This window comes from Kocuria varians, assembly GCF_006539885.1.
Taxonomy (GTDB): Bacteria; Actinomycetota; Actinomycetes; order Actinomycetales; family Micrococcaceae; genus Kocuria; species Kocuria varians.
The window spans coordinates 1-15749 of the sequence record NZ_BJNW01000022.1; the positions used below are offsets into that span (position 1 = coordinate 1).

Annotated in this window: 11 protein-coding genes; 4 read left to right on the forward strand and 7 right to left on the reverse strand. The window is 68.5% G+C overall.

Translation table 11 applies throughout. The annotated features are described in order from the left end of the window. Nucleotides 1-258: 258 nt before the first annotated feature. The 4 genes from KVA01_RS10935 to KVA01_RS10955 all read right to left on the reverse strand — a co-directional run bounded on the left by KVA01_RS10935 (nucleotide 259) and on the right by KVA01_RS10955 (nucleotide 6606). Nucleotides 259-2157, reverse strand: a complete 1899-nt coding sequence (locus tag KVA01_RS10935; protein ID WP_233438866.1) for an AMP-binding protein — start codon at nucleotides 2155-2157, stop codon at nucleotides 259-261. 75 nt (nucleotides 2158-2232) lie between these two features. Further along, on the reverse strand, nucleotides 2233-3474 hold the full coding sequence (locus KVA01_RS10945) for an acyl-CoA dehydrogenase family protein (protein ID WP_068469868.1): 1242 nt from the start codon (nucleotides 3472-3474) through the stop codon (nucleotides 2233-2235). Between the two features lie 25 nt (nucleotides 3475-3499). Continuing rightward, complete coding sequence (locus KVA01_RS10950) at nucleotides 3500-5599, reverse strand: 3-hydroxyacyl-CoA dehydrogenase NAD-binding domain-containing protein (RefSeq protein ID WP_141270284.1); 2100 nt, start codon at nucleotides 5597-5599, stop codon at nucleotides 3500-3502. Between the two features lie 233 nt (nucleotides 5600-5832). Continuing rightward, nucleotides 5833-6606 (reverse strand): TetR/AcrR family transcriptional regulator, encoded by a 774-nt coding sequence (locus KVA01_RS10955; protein WP_068469865.1) that lies wholly within the window; start codon nucleotides 6604-6606, stop codon nucleotides 5833-5835. 285 nt (nucleotides 6607-6891) lie between these two features. Between KVA01_RS10955 and KVA01_RS10960 the strand changes: the two genes are divergently transcribed. The 4 genes from KVA01_RS10960 (at nucleotide 6892) to KVA01_RS10975 (ending at nucleotide 12321) form a co-directional block, all read left to right on the forward strand. Beyond that, nucleotides 6892-8529 (forward strand): peptide ABC transporter substrate-binding protein, encoded by a 1638-nt coding sequence (locus tag KVA01_RS10960; RefSeq protein WP_055084496.1) that lies wholly within the window; start codon nucleotides 6892-6894, stop codon nucleotides 8527-8529. Between the two features lie 87 nt (nucleotides 8530-8616). Further along, entirely contained in the window at nucleotides 8617-9543 is a 927-nt protein-coding gene (locus KVA01_RS10965) for an ABC transporter permease (protein WP_141270286.1), read from the forward strand. After that, nucleotides 9536-10636 carry an ABC transporter permease gene (locus KVA01_RS10970; RefSeq protein ID WP_055084500.1) on the forward strand — a complete coding sequence of 367 codons (1101 nt, stop codon included), beginning with the start codon at nucleotides 9536-9538 and terminating at the stop codon, nucleotides 10634-10636. Before KVA01_RS10965 ends, KVA01_RS10970 begins: the two co-directional genes overlap by 8 nt. Beyond that, nucleotides 10636-12321 (forward strand): dipeptide ABC transporter ATP-binding protein, encoded by a 1686-nt coding sequence (locus tag KVA01_RS10975; RefSeq protein WP_055084502.1) that lies wholly within the window; start codon nucleotides 10636-10638, stop codon nucleotides 12319-12321. The genes KVA01_RS10970 and KVA01_RS10975 overlap by 1 nt, the downstream gene beginning before the upstream one ends. Before the next feature lie 159 nt (nucleotides 12322-12480). On the opposite strand, the gene KVA01_RS10980 is transcribed toward KVA01_RS10975, so the two are convergent. From KVA01_RS10980 to KVA01_RS10990, 3 genes are all read right to left on the reverse strand, one after another. Then, nucleotides 12481-13461: an aldose epimerase family protein gene (locus KVA01_RS10980; protein ID WP_170221158.1), complete on the reverse strand. Its 981-nt coding sequence runs from the start codon at nucleotides 13459-13461 to the stop codon at nucleotides 12481-12483. Beyond that, entirely contained in the window at nucleotides 13451-13804 is a 354-nt protein-coding gene (locus KVA01_RS10985; protein ID WP_141270291.1) for a hypothetical protein, read from the reverse strand. The genes KVA01_RS10980 and KVA01_RS10985 overlap by 11 nt, the downstream gene beginning before the upstream one ends. 163 nt (nucleotides 13805-13967) lie before the next feature. After that, nucleotides 13968-15647 (reverse strand): sodium:solute symporter family protein, encoded by a 1680-nt coding sequence (locus KVA01_RS10990; RefSeq protein ID WP_141270293.1) that lies wholly within the window; start codon nucleotides 15645-15647, stop codon nucleotides 13968-13970. Nucleotides 15648-15749: the final 102 nt, after the last annotated feature.

A 15749-nucleotide genomic window follows, 5' to 3' on the forward strand; every position in this document is an offset into this window, starting at 1 on the left:
TCTGAGTCCCTTGCGGGACTTCGGATTGGAAGTTTGCGTTGCCGCGATTCGGAAGCTCTTTCGCTGTCCTGTTGGCAACTCGACTAGCTTATCCGTTCCTCGTCCGGTTCGCAACCTCGCGTTCACGCGCTGTTGCTCACCTGTTCGGGGAGGGAGGCTTGCCGACCTGCCGGACCAGCTCTTGGCTGCCTGTCCTTGCGGCGACTCGGAATACATTACACGCGGCCGCGGGAGCGCGCAAAACGGCGTCCGGCGAGGTCAGCCGCGCAGCAGGTTCTTGCGCACCTTGCCCGTGGCGGTGCGCGGGAGCTCGTCGCTGAACGTCACGGTGTCCGGCACCTTGAACCCGCTCAGCTGCGAGCGCACGTGTTCTCGGAGGTCCTCCTCGCTCACGCTGGACCCGCTCGCCCGGACCACGTGCGCGACCGGGCGCTCACCCCACTTCTTGTGGGGAACGCCCACCACCGCGACGTCCAGGACGTCCGGGTGGGAGTAGAGCGCCTGCTCCACCTCGATGGACGAGATGTTCTCCCCGCCCGAGATGATGATGTCCTTCGCCCGGTCCCGTAGCTGGATGTAGTGGTTGGGATGCGTGACCCCGAGGTCCCCGGTGTGGAACCAGCCGCCCTGGAACGCCTTCCGCGTGGCCGGCACGTCCTTGTAGTAGCCGATCATCACGTTGTTCCCGCGCAGCACGACCTCGCCGAGGGTCTCCCCGTCCGCCGGGACGTCCACCATCTCCGGGTCCACCACCCGTGCCGATTCCGCCTGGATCATCGCGACGCCCTGCCGGGACATCTGCTGCGCCCGCTCCGCCGGGGAGAGGTCGGCCCACTCCTCCTGCGGCTCGCAGATGGTGATGGGGCCGAAGACCTCCGTGAGCCCGTACACGTGGACGATGTCGAAGCCTGCCGTGGAGAGCCGCTCGATGATGCTGGGTGCCGGCGGCGCCCCCGCCGTGGTGATGCGGATGGGCTTCTGGAGCGGGTGGGCCTCCTGCGCGTCCACGATCACCGAGCACACGGCGGGTGCCCCGCACAGGTGCGTGATGCCCTGCTCGTCGAACGCACGCCAGATGTCGTCCGCACGCACGGCGCGCAGACACACGTGGGTGCCGCCGGCCGCGGTGACGGCCCACGTGGTGCACCACCCGTTGCAGTGGAACATGGGCAGGGTCCACAGGTAGCGGGTGTCTCCGGTGAAGCCGTTGTGGAACACCTCGCCCAAGCTGTTGAGGTACGCCCCGCGGTGCGCGTAGAGCACGCCCTTGGGGCGGCCGGTGGTGCCGGAGGTGTAGTTGAGCGTGATGGGCGCGTTCTCGTCCATGACGCCGTAGCCGACGACGCCGCCCGCCCCGTTTGCCGCCCCGGTCGCCTCGAGCGGTGCGACGTCCAGGAACTCCTCGAACGTGGGGACGCCCTGCCCCGCCCCGTCGCGCACGGCGGGCAAGCCCGCCTGCTCGTCGGGGATCTGGACCAGAGTGACTCCCGTCCGGTTCCCGAGCGCCTCGGCCATGGTGTCGAGCACGGAGACGTCCGCGAGGACCACCTTCGCCTCGGAGTGCTCGAGGATGTAGCTCAGCTCCCGCGCTCTCAGACGCGGATTGAGCGGCACCAGCACCGCCCCGGCGGCGGGCACGGCATAGTGCGCCATGAGGGCGGCCGGCACGTTCGGGGCGACCACCGCCACCGTGGGCCACGACCGGTCCAGCAGCTCCGCGCCCAGGAACTCCTCGCCCGCTGCATCCGCGGCGTGACCCCCGCGAGCGTCGGGACCCGAGTCCTCCGCGCCGACGCCGTTCCGGGGATCCGTCGTCGCGACGCGAGTTGCCGAGTCGTGCGTCTGCGCAGCGTCGGGGGCTGCCACGAGACCAGAAGCACCGGCCCCGAGGTGGGCGTGGCCCACCTCGGGGTCCGGCGTCGAGGGCGCCGCGGAACCGGTCCGGCCCGGTCCTCCCGGCCCCGCGGCGTCGTCGGCGCGCAGGTCCTCACTGCCCAGAATGGGCAGGAGAGCGGTCGCGAAGCGCCGGACGTCCCGCTCGAACTGCTCGTAGGTCCACTCCCGCACGCCGTGCACGACGGCTCGGCGGCGGGGGAAGACCTCCGCGCTGCGCTCCAGGAATCGCAGCGGGGTCAGCGGCTCGGTGTTGGCGAACATGGTGCTCCTGGAGGTTCGGGGCCTGGCTGGACGGCCGAGGCGGCTCAGCGGTGGGCCGCTTCAGTGGTGAACAGCTCAGTTGTAGGCGGAGATCCCGGTGATCGACTTGCCGATGATCAGCGCCTGGACGGTCTCGGTCCCCTCGTAGGTGTGGATGGCCTCCACGTCCGCGAAGTGACGCGCGACACGATTCTCCAGCAGAATGCCGTTTCCGCCCAACAGGTCGCGGGCGTTCGCGGCGATCTGCCGGGCCGTGCGCGTGGCGGTGAATTTGGCCAGCGACGCCTGGGGGCCGGTGAGCGTGCCCGCCTCCTCCTTGCGTGCCATGGCCATCACGAGCGTCTGGATCTGCGTGAGCTCGCTCAGCATCCGGGCCAGGCGCTCCTGGACGATCTGCGACGCCGCCAGCTTCCGGCCGAACTGCTCGCGCTGCGCCGCGTACTGCACCGCGCTCTCGTAGCAGGCCTGCGCATGGCCCACGGCGGCCCATGCCACTCCGATGCGCGTGGCGAACAGCACTGCCGAGGTGTCCTTGAAGGACTGCGCCTTCGGAAGCACGTTTTCCTCGGGCACGAAGACGTTCTCCATGCGGATGTGCGCCTGGTGGATCGCCCGCAGGGACAGCTTGCCGGTGATGGTGGTGGCGGTGTACCCCTCGGAGTCCTGCGGCACCACGAAGCCGCGGACCTTGCCGTCCTCGCTGCTGCGCGCCCACACGACGGTGATCCCGCCCATGGAGCCGTTGCCGATCCACTTCTTCTCGCCGTTGAGGACGTAGCCGCCCTCGACGGGTACGGCCGAGGTCTCCAGGCCGATGGAGTCGGACCCGTGCGTGGGCTCGGTCAGCGCGAACGAGCCGAGCAGCTTGCCGGCGGCCATGTCCGGGAGCCAGCGCTTCTTCTGCTCGTCGCTGCCGCACATGGCGATCGAGCGCATGGCGAGCCCGCCCTGCACACCGGCAACGGTGGAGATGGAGCCGTCACCGCGGGAGAGCTCCATGCTGACCAGTCCGGCCGCCAGCTTGGACATGGGCGGGAGCCCGGGGACGTCCACGCCGTCGCGCAGCAGGTCCAGCTCACCCATGCGGGCGACGAGGTCCAAGTTGTACTCGCCGCGGTCCCAGTACTCGCCGATCACCGGCAGAACGTCCTCCTGGACGAACGTCCGGGCGCGCATCCAGTGCTCGCGGTCCTCGTCCGAGATGTCCGCGAACGTGCCGGCCTCGTCCGTGTCGAGAGCCTCCGTCAGGGTGTACTCCGGCTCCATGGTGCCCACGGGGAACGTCTGGGTGGCGGGGGCCGTGTTCTCGTTGCTCATGATCAGTCCTCAGTGGTCGAAGGGGTCACTGCTGGGCGGCGTCGAAGCGCTGCCCGCGGACGCGCTCGGAGGCGCCCGTGTAGTCGAGGTAGGGGGTGATGCCACCCATGTGGAACGGATAGTTGGCACCCAGGATCATGCAGAGGTCCACGTCCCGTGCGGTGGCGACGACGCCCTCGTCCAGCATGTGGCCGATCTCCTCCGCGAGCGCGTCCTGGACGCGGGCGAGCAGCTGGCCATCCGCGCCGTCGTCGGTGCGGTCCGCCACGCCCTTCTCGTCGCGGGTGCGGCGCAGGGCTTCCTGTGCCCCCTCGGCGAGGTAGGTCTCCGAGGTCTCCCCGCGCGGCGGCAGGGTGTTGCGCAGTCCGGCGTCCGCGACGGCGTCGAGCCACGGGGAGAGCGTGAAGCGCTCCGGGTAGGCGGCGTTCATGGTGTGCGTGATGTGCACCAGGACCGCGGGGCCCACGAAGTCGAGCAGCTGCAGCGGGGTCATGGGCAGGCCCATGGGGTCCAGCGCGTGGTCCACGGCCTCCGGGTCTCCCCCGGCGTCCATGGCCCGGCCGATCTCGTCGAACATGCGGGTCAGCACGCGGTTGACCACGAAGCTCGGGGCGTCCTGGACACGCACGGCCACGCGGCGCATCTTCGCGGCGAGGTCGAACGCGGTGGCCAGGGTGGAGTCGTCGGTCTTCTCGCCGGCAATGATCTCCAGAAGCGGGGTGACCTCCACGGGGTTGAACACGTGGAAGCCCACGAGCCGCTCGGGATGCTTGAGGTCCCGGCCCATCTCCGTGATGGACAGCGACGACGTGTTGGTCGCGAGGATCGCATCCTCCTTAATGACCGGCTCCCACTGCGCGAAGACCTGGCGCTTGACGTCCATCTCCTCGAACACGGCCTCGATCACGAAGTCCGCGTCCGCGAGGTCCTGGGGATCCTTGGCGCCGGTGATCAGTGCGCCGAGCTGCTGGGCCTTCTCCTCGCTCATGCGGACCTTCTGGGCCTGGGCCAGGAAGCGCTCCCGGGTGCGCTGCACACCGGCCTCGAGGCGCTCGTCGTCCAGGTCCGTCATGACCACGGGGATGCCGGCACCCTGCGCGAGCAGGGATGCCAGCTGGCCCGCCATGAGACCCGCGCCGATCACGGCGGCCTTCTTGAGGGGGCGAACGGTGGCGTCCGGGACGTTGGCCGCCTGCTTGCTGCGAGCGCTCACGAGCTCGAACGCGTACAGGGACGCGCGGGCCTGCTCCGACTGCACGATTTTCGTGAAGGCCTCGACGGCTGCGGCACCGTTGGCCTCGCGGGACTCGGTGCGCGCACGGCCCACGAGCTCGATGGCCGCGACCGGGCCGGGGGCGGCACCGTGCCACGCCTTCTCCGCCTTGGCGGCGGCCTTCTGCACGGCGGCGTCCCAGGTCTGGGCGTCGTCCGTGGTGCGGCGGGGCTCGTGCTTGCCCTCGAGGGCCTCGACAACCCAGTTCTGCCATGCGGCGTCCCACTCCGACGCGCCGGGGGCGCCGTCCAGGACGGCGTCCACGAGACCCATCTCCGCGGCCTTGGCCGGGTTGAGGTTCTTGCCGCGCATGGAGTCCGTGACGATCACGTTCAGCGCCGCCTCAGCACCGACCAGGTGCGGCAGCAGGTAGACGCCGCCCCACCCGGGGAAGAAGCCGAGGTGGCACTCCGGCAGCCCCATGGGCGCCTTGCCGGAGGTGGAGAGGCGGTAGTCCGTGTGCAGCGCGAGCTCCAGGCCCCCGCCGAGGGTCACGCCGGTGATGAGCGAGAAGGTGGGGACGTCCATCTCCGCGAGGATCCCGAAGGCGTCGTGGCCCGAGCCCACGTACTCGTCCGACGTGCCGCTGAGCTGCGCGGCGCGGATCTCCTTGAGGTTCGCGCCCGCGCCGAAGGACTTGGTGTTGCCGGTGACGACCACGGCCTCCACCTGGGAGGTGTCGATCGCGGCGAGCTCGCGCTGCAGGTCCCGCATGGCGGCGGAGCCCCAGATCACCAGGCCGTTGGGGGCGGTGGAGTCCAGCGACACCAGCGCGATGGGCTCCTCCCGACCGGGCAGCACCTGCTGGGTCACGGTGATGGTGACGGTGGACGGGAAGGACTGTTCGCTCACGCTGCGCTCCTGTGTGTCTGCGAGGGGTGGTGTGGCCCACATTTCTGCGGCTCAGTCTGCCCTGAGACGCAGTCTCACGTCAAGACATGGCGTCCCACCCAACGGTCCCCACGACGCACGGCAGGCCCCGGTCACAGCCGAGGATCCCGAGGCAGGCCGGGGCGGCGCAGAGGGGCAGCCAGGGAGACCGCCGGCATGCCGAACAGCCCCGCACCGCACTCCTCCGCGCCGGGCTAGGACTTCAGCGCCTCGTACACGGAACGGGCGGTGCGCTCGGCCACGACGGCGGGGTCCGCGCCCTGCGGCACGACCACGACGACGGGCGACGGGCCCCCGGAGCGCCGCCGCGCGGCGTCGTCGTCGAACTCCACGGAAATCTCCGGGGGCAGGAACGTGACATCCGCGGGGAATCCTCGGGCGGTGCTCGAGACCCCCACCCCGAACGCCGAGCACAGCCACGCGACACGCTCGCTCAGCGCTGCCACGAGCTGCTCGCCGGACGCGGGACCGGGGTCGCGCAACCACGTGCGCAGGAACGCGTTGTGGACGGCCACGGTCGAGGCGGCGAGCGCCACAGCGGTGACCCGGCGGTCCGCGGAACCGGGCAGCGCACGGCGGAGGAACGCCTGGAAGACACGTTCGTAACGGGAGGACATGGCGATCTCGCGGTCCCGCAACGACTCCACGCTCTGCAGCAGGTCGTGCCGGGCCACGGCCCGCTCCGGGTGGTCCAAGTGGTGGCGGAAGACCAGGCGGGCGCCCTCGACCAGCCCGGCCTGCGGAGTGAGCCCCGGGCGCTGCAGCAGCAGGTCGAGGCGCTCCAGGGTGGCGGCGTGGTCCGCGAAGACCATGTCCTCCTTGCTGCCGTACTTGCGGAAGAACGTGGCCCGGCTGATCCCCGCGGCGTGGGCGAGCTGCTCCACCGTGGTCTCCAGGTACCCCTCGTCGGCGAGCACACGGATGGAACGCGTCACCGCGTCCTCCGGGCTCAGCCCTGCCTGTCCCATGGGACCTCCTCCTGAACGCCACTGGGCTGTCCACACGAGGGTAGCCGCAATGAGACGCAGTCGCACGGTCCCCGGTCGCAGAGCCCTCGGACACCCGGCGTCACAGTGCCGACCCGACACCGCAGCGGGTCGCAAATGGGCACGAAGGTCAGGATGCTGTGGACTACACTCAGCGGTATCCCAGCTCACACGCCGGGATATCGACTACCGGACGTCTTCACATCCACTCGAACTCCCGGACGCTGGCATCACAAGCCCCCGTTCCACTCGTTTTCAGGAGGCCAGATGCGTTACTCGCGCATTTCCAAGACCCTCGGTGTCGCCGCAGTGGCGACCATCTCCCTGACCGCCTGCGGCGGGGGGGGTGACTCCAACGGCTCCGCCGACGGCAGCGCCGTCATCACCGCGGACACCGTGGAGCCCCAGAACCCGCTGGTCCCCACCAACACCAACGAGAACGGTGGCGGCGTGGTCGTCGAGCAGCTCTTCAACGGCCTCGTGAGCTACGCCTCCGACGGCAAGGTCGAGAACGACCTCGCGGACTCCATCGAGTCCAAGGACAACCAGACCTGGACCGTCAAGCTCAAGGCGGACAAGAAGTTCACGAACGGTGAGAAGATCACCGCGCAGAGCTTCGTCGACTCCTGGAACTTCGGCGCCGCGGCCAAGAACGCGCAGGCCAACGCCAGCTTCTTCGAGCCCATCGAGGGCTACGAGGCCGTCTCCGCCGAGGGCAGCAAGGAGGACAAGATGTCCGGCCTGAAGGTCGTGGACGACACCACCTTCACCGTGAAGCTCACCTCCCCGCAGTCCGACTTCGAGCAGCGCCTGGGCTATACCGCCTACGCGCCCATGCCCTCCACCGCTTTCAAGGACATCAAGGCCTTCGGTGAGAACCCCGTGGGCTACGGGCCGTACAAGATGGCCAAGGACGGCGCCTGGCAGCACAACACCAGCATCGACCTGGTCAAGAACGACGACTACGACGGCCCGGAGAAGCCCAAGAACGGCGGCATCACCTTCAAGCTGTACCAGAACCCGGACACCGCCTACCAGGACCTGATCTCCAACAACCTGGACGTCCTGCAGCAGGTCCCCACCGGTGCCCTGGGCAACTACAAGTCCGACCTCACGGACCGCTTCTCGGACAAGCCCTACGCCGGCATCCAGTCCCTGGCCGTCCCCGAGTACCTGGACAACTGGAAGGGCGAGGCCGGCAAGCTGCGCCGCCAGGCCCTGTCCCTGGCCATCGACCGCGACGAGGTCACCAAGGTGATCTTCAACGGCACCCGCACCCCCGCCACGGACTTCACCGCCCCGACCGTCGAGGGCTACACCGCGGACCTGCCCAACTCCGAGAACACCAAGTTCGACAAGGAGAAGGCCAAGAAGCTGTGGGCCGAGGCCGAGAAGCTGCAGCCCTACAACAAGTCCGAGAAGCTCACCATCGCGTACAACGCCGACGCCGGCGGACACAAGAAGTGGGTGGACGCGGTCACCAACCAGATCAAGAACAACCTGGGTGTCGAGGCCGAGGGCAAGTCCTACGCGACCTTCAAGGAACTGCGCACCGAGGCCAAGGCCGGCGAGCTCACCGGCGCCACCCGTTCGGGCTGGCAGGCCGACTACCCGTCCATGTACAACTTCATGGCCCCCACCTTCTCGAAGGGTGCGTCCTCCAACGACGCGCGCTACGACAACCCCGAGTTCGAGAAGCTCCTCAACGAGGGCCTCGAGGCCAAGACCACCGAGGACGGGGTGAAGAAGTTCAAGGAGGCCGACTCCACGCTGCTGAAGGACCTCCCCTCGATCCCGCTCTGGTACAGCCAGGCCAACACCGCGTGGTCCGAGAACGTGACCGGCGTGGACACGGGCTGGAACGGTGTGCCCGAGTACTACAAGGTCGAGAAGACCGCCAAGTAATCTCCTGACCCCATTGCACACGTGAGGACAGGGAGACGCCGGAGCCCGGTGTCTCCCTGTCCTCACGTCTCCTGAGAGGAGAAACTCTTGGCCTGGTATCTGGTCAAAAGACTGCTGCAGCTGATCCCCGTGTTCTTCGGCGCCACGCTGCTCGTCTACTTCCTGGTCTTCATGACCCCCGGTGATCCGCTGGCCGCGCTGTGCGGCGACAAGGGCTGCACGCCCGGTGTCGCCGCCGCCCTGACCGAGCAGTACCACCTGAACGACCCGTTCTTCGTGCAGTACTTCAGCTACATCGGAGGTCTCCTCACCGGCGACCTCGGTGTGAACTTCTCCGGCCGCGAGGTCAGCGACGTGCTCGCCGGGGCGTTCCCCGCGACCGTACGCCTGGCCATCATCGCGCTCGTCTTCGAGGCCGTCTTCGGCATCATCTTCGGTCTCTACGCGGGGCTAAAGAAGGGCGGCTGGTTCGACTCGACCATCCTGGTGCTCTCGCTGATCGTGATCGCCGTGCCGATTTTCGTGCTCGGCTTCGTGATGCAGTACTTCGTGGGCGTGAAGTGGGGGCTCGCCAAGCCCACCGTCTCCGGCGCCGCGGACTGGAGCGACCTGATCCTCCCCGGCATCGTGCTGGGCCTGGTCTCCTTCGCCCAGGTGCTGCGCCTGACCCGCACCGCCGTGGCGGAGAACGCGAGCGCCGACTACGTGCGCACCGCGACCGCCAAGGGCTTGACCCGCGGGCGCGTGATCCGCGTGCACATCCTGCGCAACTCCATGATCCCCGTGGCCACCTTCCTGGGCATGGACCTGGGTGCGCTGATGGGTGGCGCGATCGTCACCGAGGGCATCTTCAACGTCCCCGGCATCGGCAACCAGCTGTACAAGGCGCTGACCCTCGGGGACGCGCCCATGGTGGTCTCGGTGGTCTCCGTGATGGTGATCATCTTCTGCGTGGCCAATCTGCTGGTTGACCTCCTGTACGCCTGGCTCGACCCGAGGATCCGTTATGCCTGAGAACACCTTCGAGAACAACGACGCCGCGGGCGGGGACCTGAATCCCGACGCCCGCGCCCACGAAGCCGCCATGCGGGAGGTGCGGGAGACCGCCGACACCCCGGCCGGCTCGCACCAGAAGGACCTGGGCGGTGTCAGCACCGGGATCATGATGGAGCATTTCGTCGCCGACATCGCGGAGACCCCCGTGACGGCCACGGACTCCCGCTCCGCGGAGGGTGCGCCCATCAGCCTGTGGCGCGACGCCTGGCGCCAGCTGCGCAAGAAGCCCACGTTCATCATCGCGGCCCTGCTGATCGTGCTGGTGATCGTGGTGGCCCTGTTCCCGCAGCTCTTCTGGACCCAGGACCCCTCCGCGGCGGCCTCCCAGTGCCTGCTCGAGAACTCCAACGGCAAGGCGTCCGCGGGGCACCCCATGGGCTTCACCGCCCAGGGCTGCGACGTCTACTCCCGCGTGATCGCCGGAACCCGGGCCTCGCTGATGGTGGGTCTGTTCACCACCATCGGGGTGGTCGTCATCGGCGGGATCATCGGCGCCCTGGCCGGCTACTTCGGTGGCTGGATCGACGCCGTGCTCGCCCGCCTGGGTGACATCTTCTTCGCTCTGCCGCTGATCCTGGGCGCCCTGGTGGTCATGCAGCTGCCGTTCTTCAAGGCACACCGCGGGGTCTGGACCCTGGTGATGGTGCTCGTGCTCTTCGGCTGGCCGCAGATCGCCCGCATCATGCGCGGGGCCGTGGTGGAGGTGCGCAACGCGGACTACGTGGTCAGTGCGCGCTCCCTGGGCGTCTCCTCGCTGGGGATCCTCATGCGCCACATCATCCCCAACGCGATGGCGCCGGTGATCGTGATCGCCACGATCTCGCTGGGCACGTTCATCGTCGCGGAGTCCACCCTCTCGTACCTCGGCATCGGTCTGCCCCCCAGCATGATGAGCTGGGGCAACGACATCTCGGACGCGAAGGACGCCTTCCGCTCCAACCCGATGCCCGTATTTTGGCCCGGCCTGGCGCTCTCGCTGACCGTCCTGAGCTTCATCATGCTCGGCGACGCGCTGCGTGACGCGCTGGATCCCAAGGCCCGGAAGAAGTGATGAGCATGTCCCAGGAGAACAACCGCCCCCTGCTGGAGGTGCGCGACCTCGGGATCGCGTTCACCACCGCCACGGGCGAGGTCCAGGCCGTGCAGGACTCCAACTTCACCGTGATGCCCGGGGAGACCGTGGCCATCGTGGGTGAGTCGGGCTCCGGCAAGTCCACCTCCGCCCTGGCCGCGATCGGGCTGCTGCCGTCCAACGGGCGGGTGAACGCCGGCCAGATCATCTTCGACGGCCAGGACATCACCCACGCCACGGAGAAGCAGAAGGTCAAGCTGCGCGGCAGCCAGATCGGCATGGTCCCGCAGGACCCGATGTCCAACCTGAACCCCGTGTGGAAGGTGGGCTTCCAGGTCCGGGAGACGCTCAAGGCCAACGGCCTGCCCGCGAAGGACGAGGACGTGGCCCGGGTGCTCAGCCAGGCCGGCCTGCCGGACGCGGAGAAGCGCGCGAAGCAGTACCCGCACGAGTTCTCGGGCGGCATGCGCCAGCGCGCCCTGATCTCGATCGGCCTGTCCTGCCAGCCCCGCCTGCTGATCGCGGACGAGCCGACCTCCGCGCTGGACGTGACCGTGCAGCGCACCATCCTGGACCACCTCCAGACGATGACGGACAAGCTCGGCACCGCGGTGCTGCTGATCACCCACGACCTGGGTCTCGCCGCGGAGCGTGCCCAGAAGGTCGTGGTGATGTACAAGGGACGCGTGGTGGAGGCGGGGCCCGCCCTGCAGCTGCTGCGCAACCCGCGCCACCCGTACACGAAAAAGCTCGTGGAGTCCGCGCCGTCGCTCGCGTCCCGGCGCATCGAGGTGGCCCGTGCCACCGGCGTGGAGACCGACGACCTGCTCGCCGAGCACCCCAAGACCTCGATGCAGGCCGCCCTGAAGAAGGACTTCGTGCAGGTCCAGGACCTCACCAAGGTCTACAAGCTCCGGGGTTCCTGGGGTCGCACCGAGGACTTCACGGCGGTGGACAAGGTCTCCTTCGCCATCCCGCGGGGGACGACCACTGCGGTGGTGGGCGAGTCCGGCTCCGGCAAGTCCACCGTGGCCAAGATGATGCTCGGGCTGGAACCCATCACCTCCGGCACGATCGTCTTCGACGGTCAGGACGTGTCCACGCTGCGGGGCAAGGAGATGTTCGCCTTCCGCCGCCGCGTGCAGCCCATCTTCCAGGACCCGTACGGTTCCCTAGACCCGATGTACAACATCTACCGGACCATCGAGGAGCCGTTGAAGGTTCACGGGGTCGGCTCGGCGAAGGAACGGGAGAAGAAGGTCCGTGAGCTGATGGACCAGGTCTCGCTGCCGCAGTCGATGCTGGCGCGCTACCCCAACGAGCTCTCCGGCGGCCAGCGTCAGCGCGTGGCGATCGCCCGCGCGCTGGCACTGAACCCCGAGCTGGTGGTCTGCGACGAGGCCGTGTCCGCCCTGGACGTGCTCGTCCAGGCGCAGATCCTCAACCTGCTGGCGGAGCTGCAGCAGGACCTGGGTCTGACCTACCTGTTCATCACGCACGATCTCGCCGTGGTGCGCCAGATCGCGGACAACGTGTGCGTCATGCAGAGGGGCAAACTGGTGGAGACGGGGTCCACGGACTTCGTGTTCGAGAACCCCCAGACCGACTACACCCGGCAGCTGCTCGCGGCCATCCCGGGTGCGGGTCTCATCAACGCCGTGTGACCACGGGGAACCGGGCCGTTTCATCGGCCCGGTTCCCCGGCTGGCTCCACCGGCCCTTCCGGGACCACCCGGTGGCCCGGAACGGCGGCGCGGCACCCATGACGAAACCCCTGGTTCCCCTTCGCGGGGAACCAGGGGTTTCGTCGTGCCGCGGCCGATCTAACCCCCTTCCGACCCGATCCGCCACCACACGCGGTGCTCTTCATGCGGTCCGAGAACGACGAGGCCCTGCCCCGAGTTGAATGCGTCCGCCGGGGCGCTCATGGGCTCGACCGCCACGGCGCGACGAGTGACACCATTCATGCCGTTGTCGTCCGTGTAGACCTGGATCCAGTGGACGGTCTCGCCGCACGTCAGCACGGTCGTGGTCCCGCCCTCACCCGTCAGACTGCACCTCACGGTGCCGTCCGATTCACGCGCGAGGCTGCCGAGAGCGACGTCGTGGGCGATCTCCCGCAGAGCGCGTCCGCCGCGGAAGTCCTCGCGGGACCCCGCCACAGGCAGGATCTCGAGGGGCAGCAGCCGCTCGGGGTCGGTCCGCAGGTACACGTCCGCGGGAACGCTCAGCGTCCACCCATCCGCGGCCGCCCTGCGCCCCGTGCTCTCCGGCGCCGTGGGCGGGACCAGGTAGGGGTGGCCTCCCACGACGTAGGGTGCCGGGTCCCGGCCGAGGTTGCGAGCGGCCACGGTCACGGTGAGCCCGTGCTCGTCCACGGCGTACGAGCACGTGAGGCGCAGGGCGTGGGGATAGCCCGGTTCCGGGAGCAGGTCCAGGTGAAGCACCACCCGTTGCGCCGTGCACGCCTGCACATCCCACTGCCAGTCCCGCCGCAGGGCGAGGCCGTGCGCGGCAGCACCCCGCTCCGGTTCCGTGAGGGGAAGCTGCCGGGTGGTGCCGTGGAAGGTGTAGCGCCCGTCCCTGATCCTGTTGGTCCACGGTGCCAGGACCACGCCCGAGCAGTCGGACCCGTCCGAGTTCGGCTCGGTGGGCAGCACGAGGTGGTTGCCACTCGGGTCATGGAACGAGGCGAGGGCCGCCCCGCGCCGGGCGACGACGGCGGTGCCCCCGGGCCCGCTGACGGTGCGCACCGCGACGACGTCGTCGTCGACGGTGCCCGTCGATCCCGGGTCAGACCCCACGGTCGATCTCCCCCGCACCCTCCGCCTTGTGGATCTCCTCGAACTCGGCGCTCTCGACGATGTCCCGCTCCGGGACCGGGGACAACCGGTCCCACACGAAGAACAGCACGCCCGCCACGAGCATGGACAGCCCGGTCCACAGGTTGATGTGGATCCCGCCGGTCTTGGCCACATCTGCCGCGGGGTCCACGACCCCGGTCAGCGTGACCACCACGCCGTAGAATACGAACAGGGCGCCGATGATCCGGCGCAGGTCGGTCCGGCGGGTGTGACGGACCAGGTCCCGCTTCTCCTCCTCGCTGAGGTGCACCCGCTGCGGCGAGGTCTCACTGGTGTTGCTCATCTTGTCTCTCCTGTCAGATCTCCGACCGCGCCGAGCGGGCGGAGGGGTTCGTACGACGTCGTCCACCCTGTCCGCGCTCGGCCCACGGCCCGCTGTGGCCAGTGGCCGCCATTCGGATTCCGGGGCGTCCAGGGTGGGGTCGAGGTAGCCGGGTGGCCGGATGTCAGAGGAAGGGCAGGTACAGCAGGACGCACAGCACGAGCGCGACGGTGCCCAGCAGCGCCGGGGACCGGTACCAGGCGGCGTCACCCGCCACGGCGTCGCCCGTCACGTTGATCGTGCCCACGCCGTAGACCAGGCCGCTGAGCTGCTCGACCGGCTTGGGCTTGGTCACGAACGTCACCAGCACCGAGACCACGATCACAGTGACGAACGAGGCGATCGCGCCGTACATGGTCTCGGCCGTGGCCGAACCGAACAGCGACTCGTCGTTGAGGTAGGCGATCCAAACTACGGTGGGCGCCACGATGCCCGCGATGTAGCCCCACAGGCCCGCCGCCGGGCTCATCCGCTTCCAGAGCAGCCCGAGGATGAACACGGCGAAGAGCGGCGCGTTGAAGAACGAGAACAGCGTCTGCATGTACGTCATGATGTTGCCGAACTGCGACGCCAGGAACGCCGTGCCGATGCCGATCACCACGCCCACGGCGGTGACCACACGCCCCACGGTCAGGTAGTGGGCATCCGGCATGCGGGGCTTGATGTACTCCTGCCAGATGTCGTAGGTGAACACGGTGTTGAAGCTGGACACGTTCGCCGCCATGCCTGCCATGAACGAGGCCATCAGGCCGGTCACGGCCACACCCAGCACGCCCGAGGGCAGGTACATCTGGATCAGCTTGGGAATCGCGTGGTTGTACTCGAGCGTCCCGTCCGCGAACTGGTTGCCCACCGTGGCCGCGGCGATCATGCCGGGGATGACCACGATGAACGGGATGAACAGCTTGGGGAACGCTCCGATCAGGGGCGTACGGCGGGCGGCGGACATGTTCTTCGCGGAGAACGCCCGCTGCACCTCCGTGAAGTTGGTGGTCCAGTAGCCGAAGGACAGCACGAAGCCCAGGCCCAGCACGATGGCCAGCCAGTTGGCACCGATGGGGTTGGTGACGTTCCCGATGCCCGTGCCCTGCCACGCGGACAGGTGCAGCCGGGAGATGCCCTCGGTGTTCAGCAGGGCATCCTTCAGCCCGGACCAGCCGTGCACGCGGTGCAGGCCCACGATGGTCAGCGGCACCAGGCCGGCGATGATCACGAAGAACTGCATGACCTCGTTGTAGATGGCGCCGGAGAGCCCGCCCAGGGTGATGTAGAGCAGCACGAAGCCCGCAGAGACCAGGATGGCCACCCACTGCGGCCACCCGATCATGGCCTCGATGATGATCGCCATGGCGTAGAGGTTGATGCCCGCGATGAGCACGTTCGACACGGCGAACGCGAGGGAGTTCACGAGGTGCGCCGGACGCCCGAACCGTTTGAGCATGAACTGCGGCACGGAACGGACCTTCGAGCCGTAGTAGAACGGCATCATCACGAGACCCAGGAACACCATGGCCGGGACCGCGCCGATGATGTAGTAGTGCAGCGTGGACATGCCGATCTCTGCACCGTTGGCGGCCATTCCCAGGATCTCGGTGGCGCCCAGGTTCGCCGAGACGAACGCGAGCCCGGTGATCCACGCCGGCATCGAGCGGCCCGAGAGGAAGAAGTCCATGCTGGTCCGCACCCGGCGGCGCGCGGCCAGGCCGATGCCGATCACGGCGGCGAAGTAGACGAAGAGGATCAGGTAGTCCACCCACGAGAGGGACAGCCTGAGGCTGCTGGCGGTGGCGGCGGCAAGCACCATTGCTCGGCTCCTAGCGGATTGCGTTCGGAACGCTGCGTTCACAGTTGTTCGTTCTTGATCGTTATTGCGCGCAACACTACTCGCAGGTTCGTGGTGCACACC

What these genes read in the sequence shown, in the direction of transcription:
- KVA01_RS10935 (WP_233438866.1), bottom strand. Translation starts at nt 2,157, where the DNA reads ATGTTCGCCAACACCGAGCCGCTGACCCCGCTGCGATTCCTGGAGCGC.
- KVA01_RS10945 (WP_068469868.1), bottom strand. Translation starts at nt 3,474, where the DNA reads ATGAGCAACGAGAACACGGCCCCCGCCACCCAGACGTTCCCCGTGGGC.
- KVA01_RS10955 (WP_068469865.1), bottom strand. Translation starts at nt 6,606, where the DNA reads ATGGGACAGGCAGGGCTGAGCCCGGAGGACGCGGTGACGCGTTCCATC.
- KVA01_RS10960 (WP_055084496.1), top strand. Translation starts at nt 6,892, where the DNA reads ATGCGTTACTCGCGCATTTCCAAGACCCTCGGTGTCGCCGCAGTGGCG.
- KVA01_RS10970 (WP_055084500.1), top strand. Translation starts at nt 9,536, where the DNA reads ATGCCTGAGAACACCTTCGAGAACAACGACGCCGCGGGCGGGGACCTG.
- KVA01_RS10975 (WP_055084502.1), top strand. Translation starts at nt 10,636, where the DNA reads ATGAGCATGTCCCAGGAGAACAACCGCCCCCTGCTGGAGGTGCGCGAC.
- KVA01_RS10985 (WP_141270291.1), bottom strand. Translation starts at nt 13,804, where the DNA reads ATGAGCAACACCAGTGAGACCTCGCCGCAGCGGGTGCACCTCAGCGAG.
- KVA01_RS10990 (WP_141270293.1), bottom strand. Translation starts at nt 15,647, where the DNA reads ATGGTGCTTGCCGCCGCCACCGCCAGCAGCCTCAGGCTGTCCCTCTCG.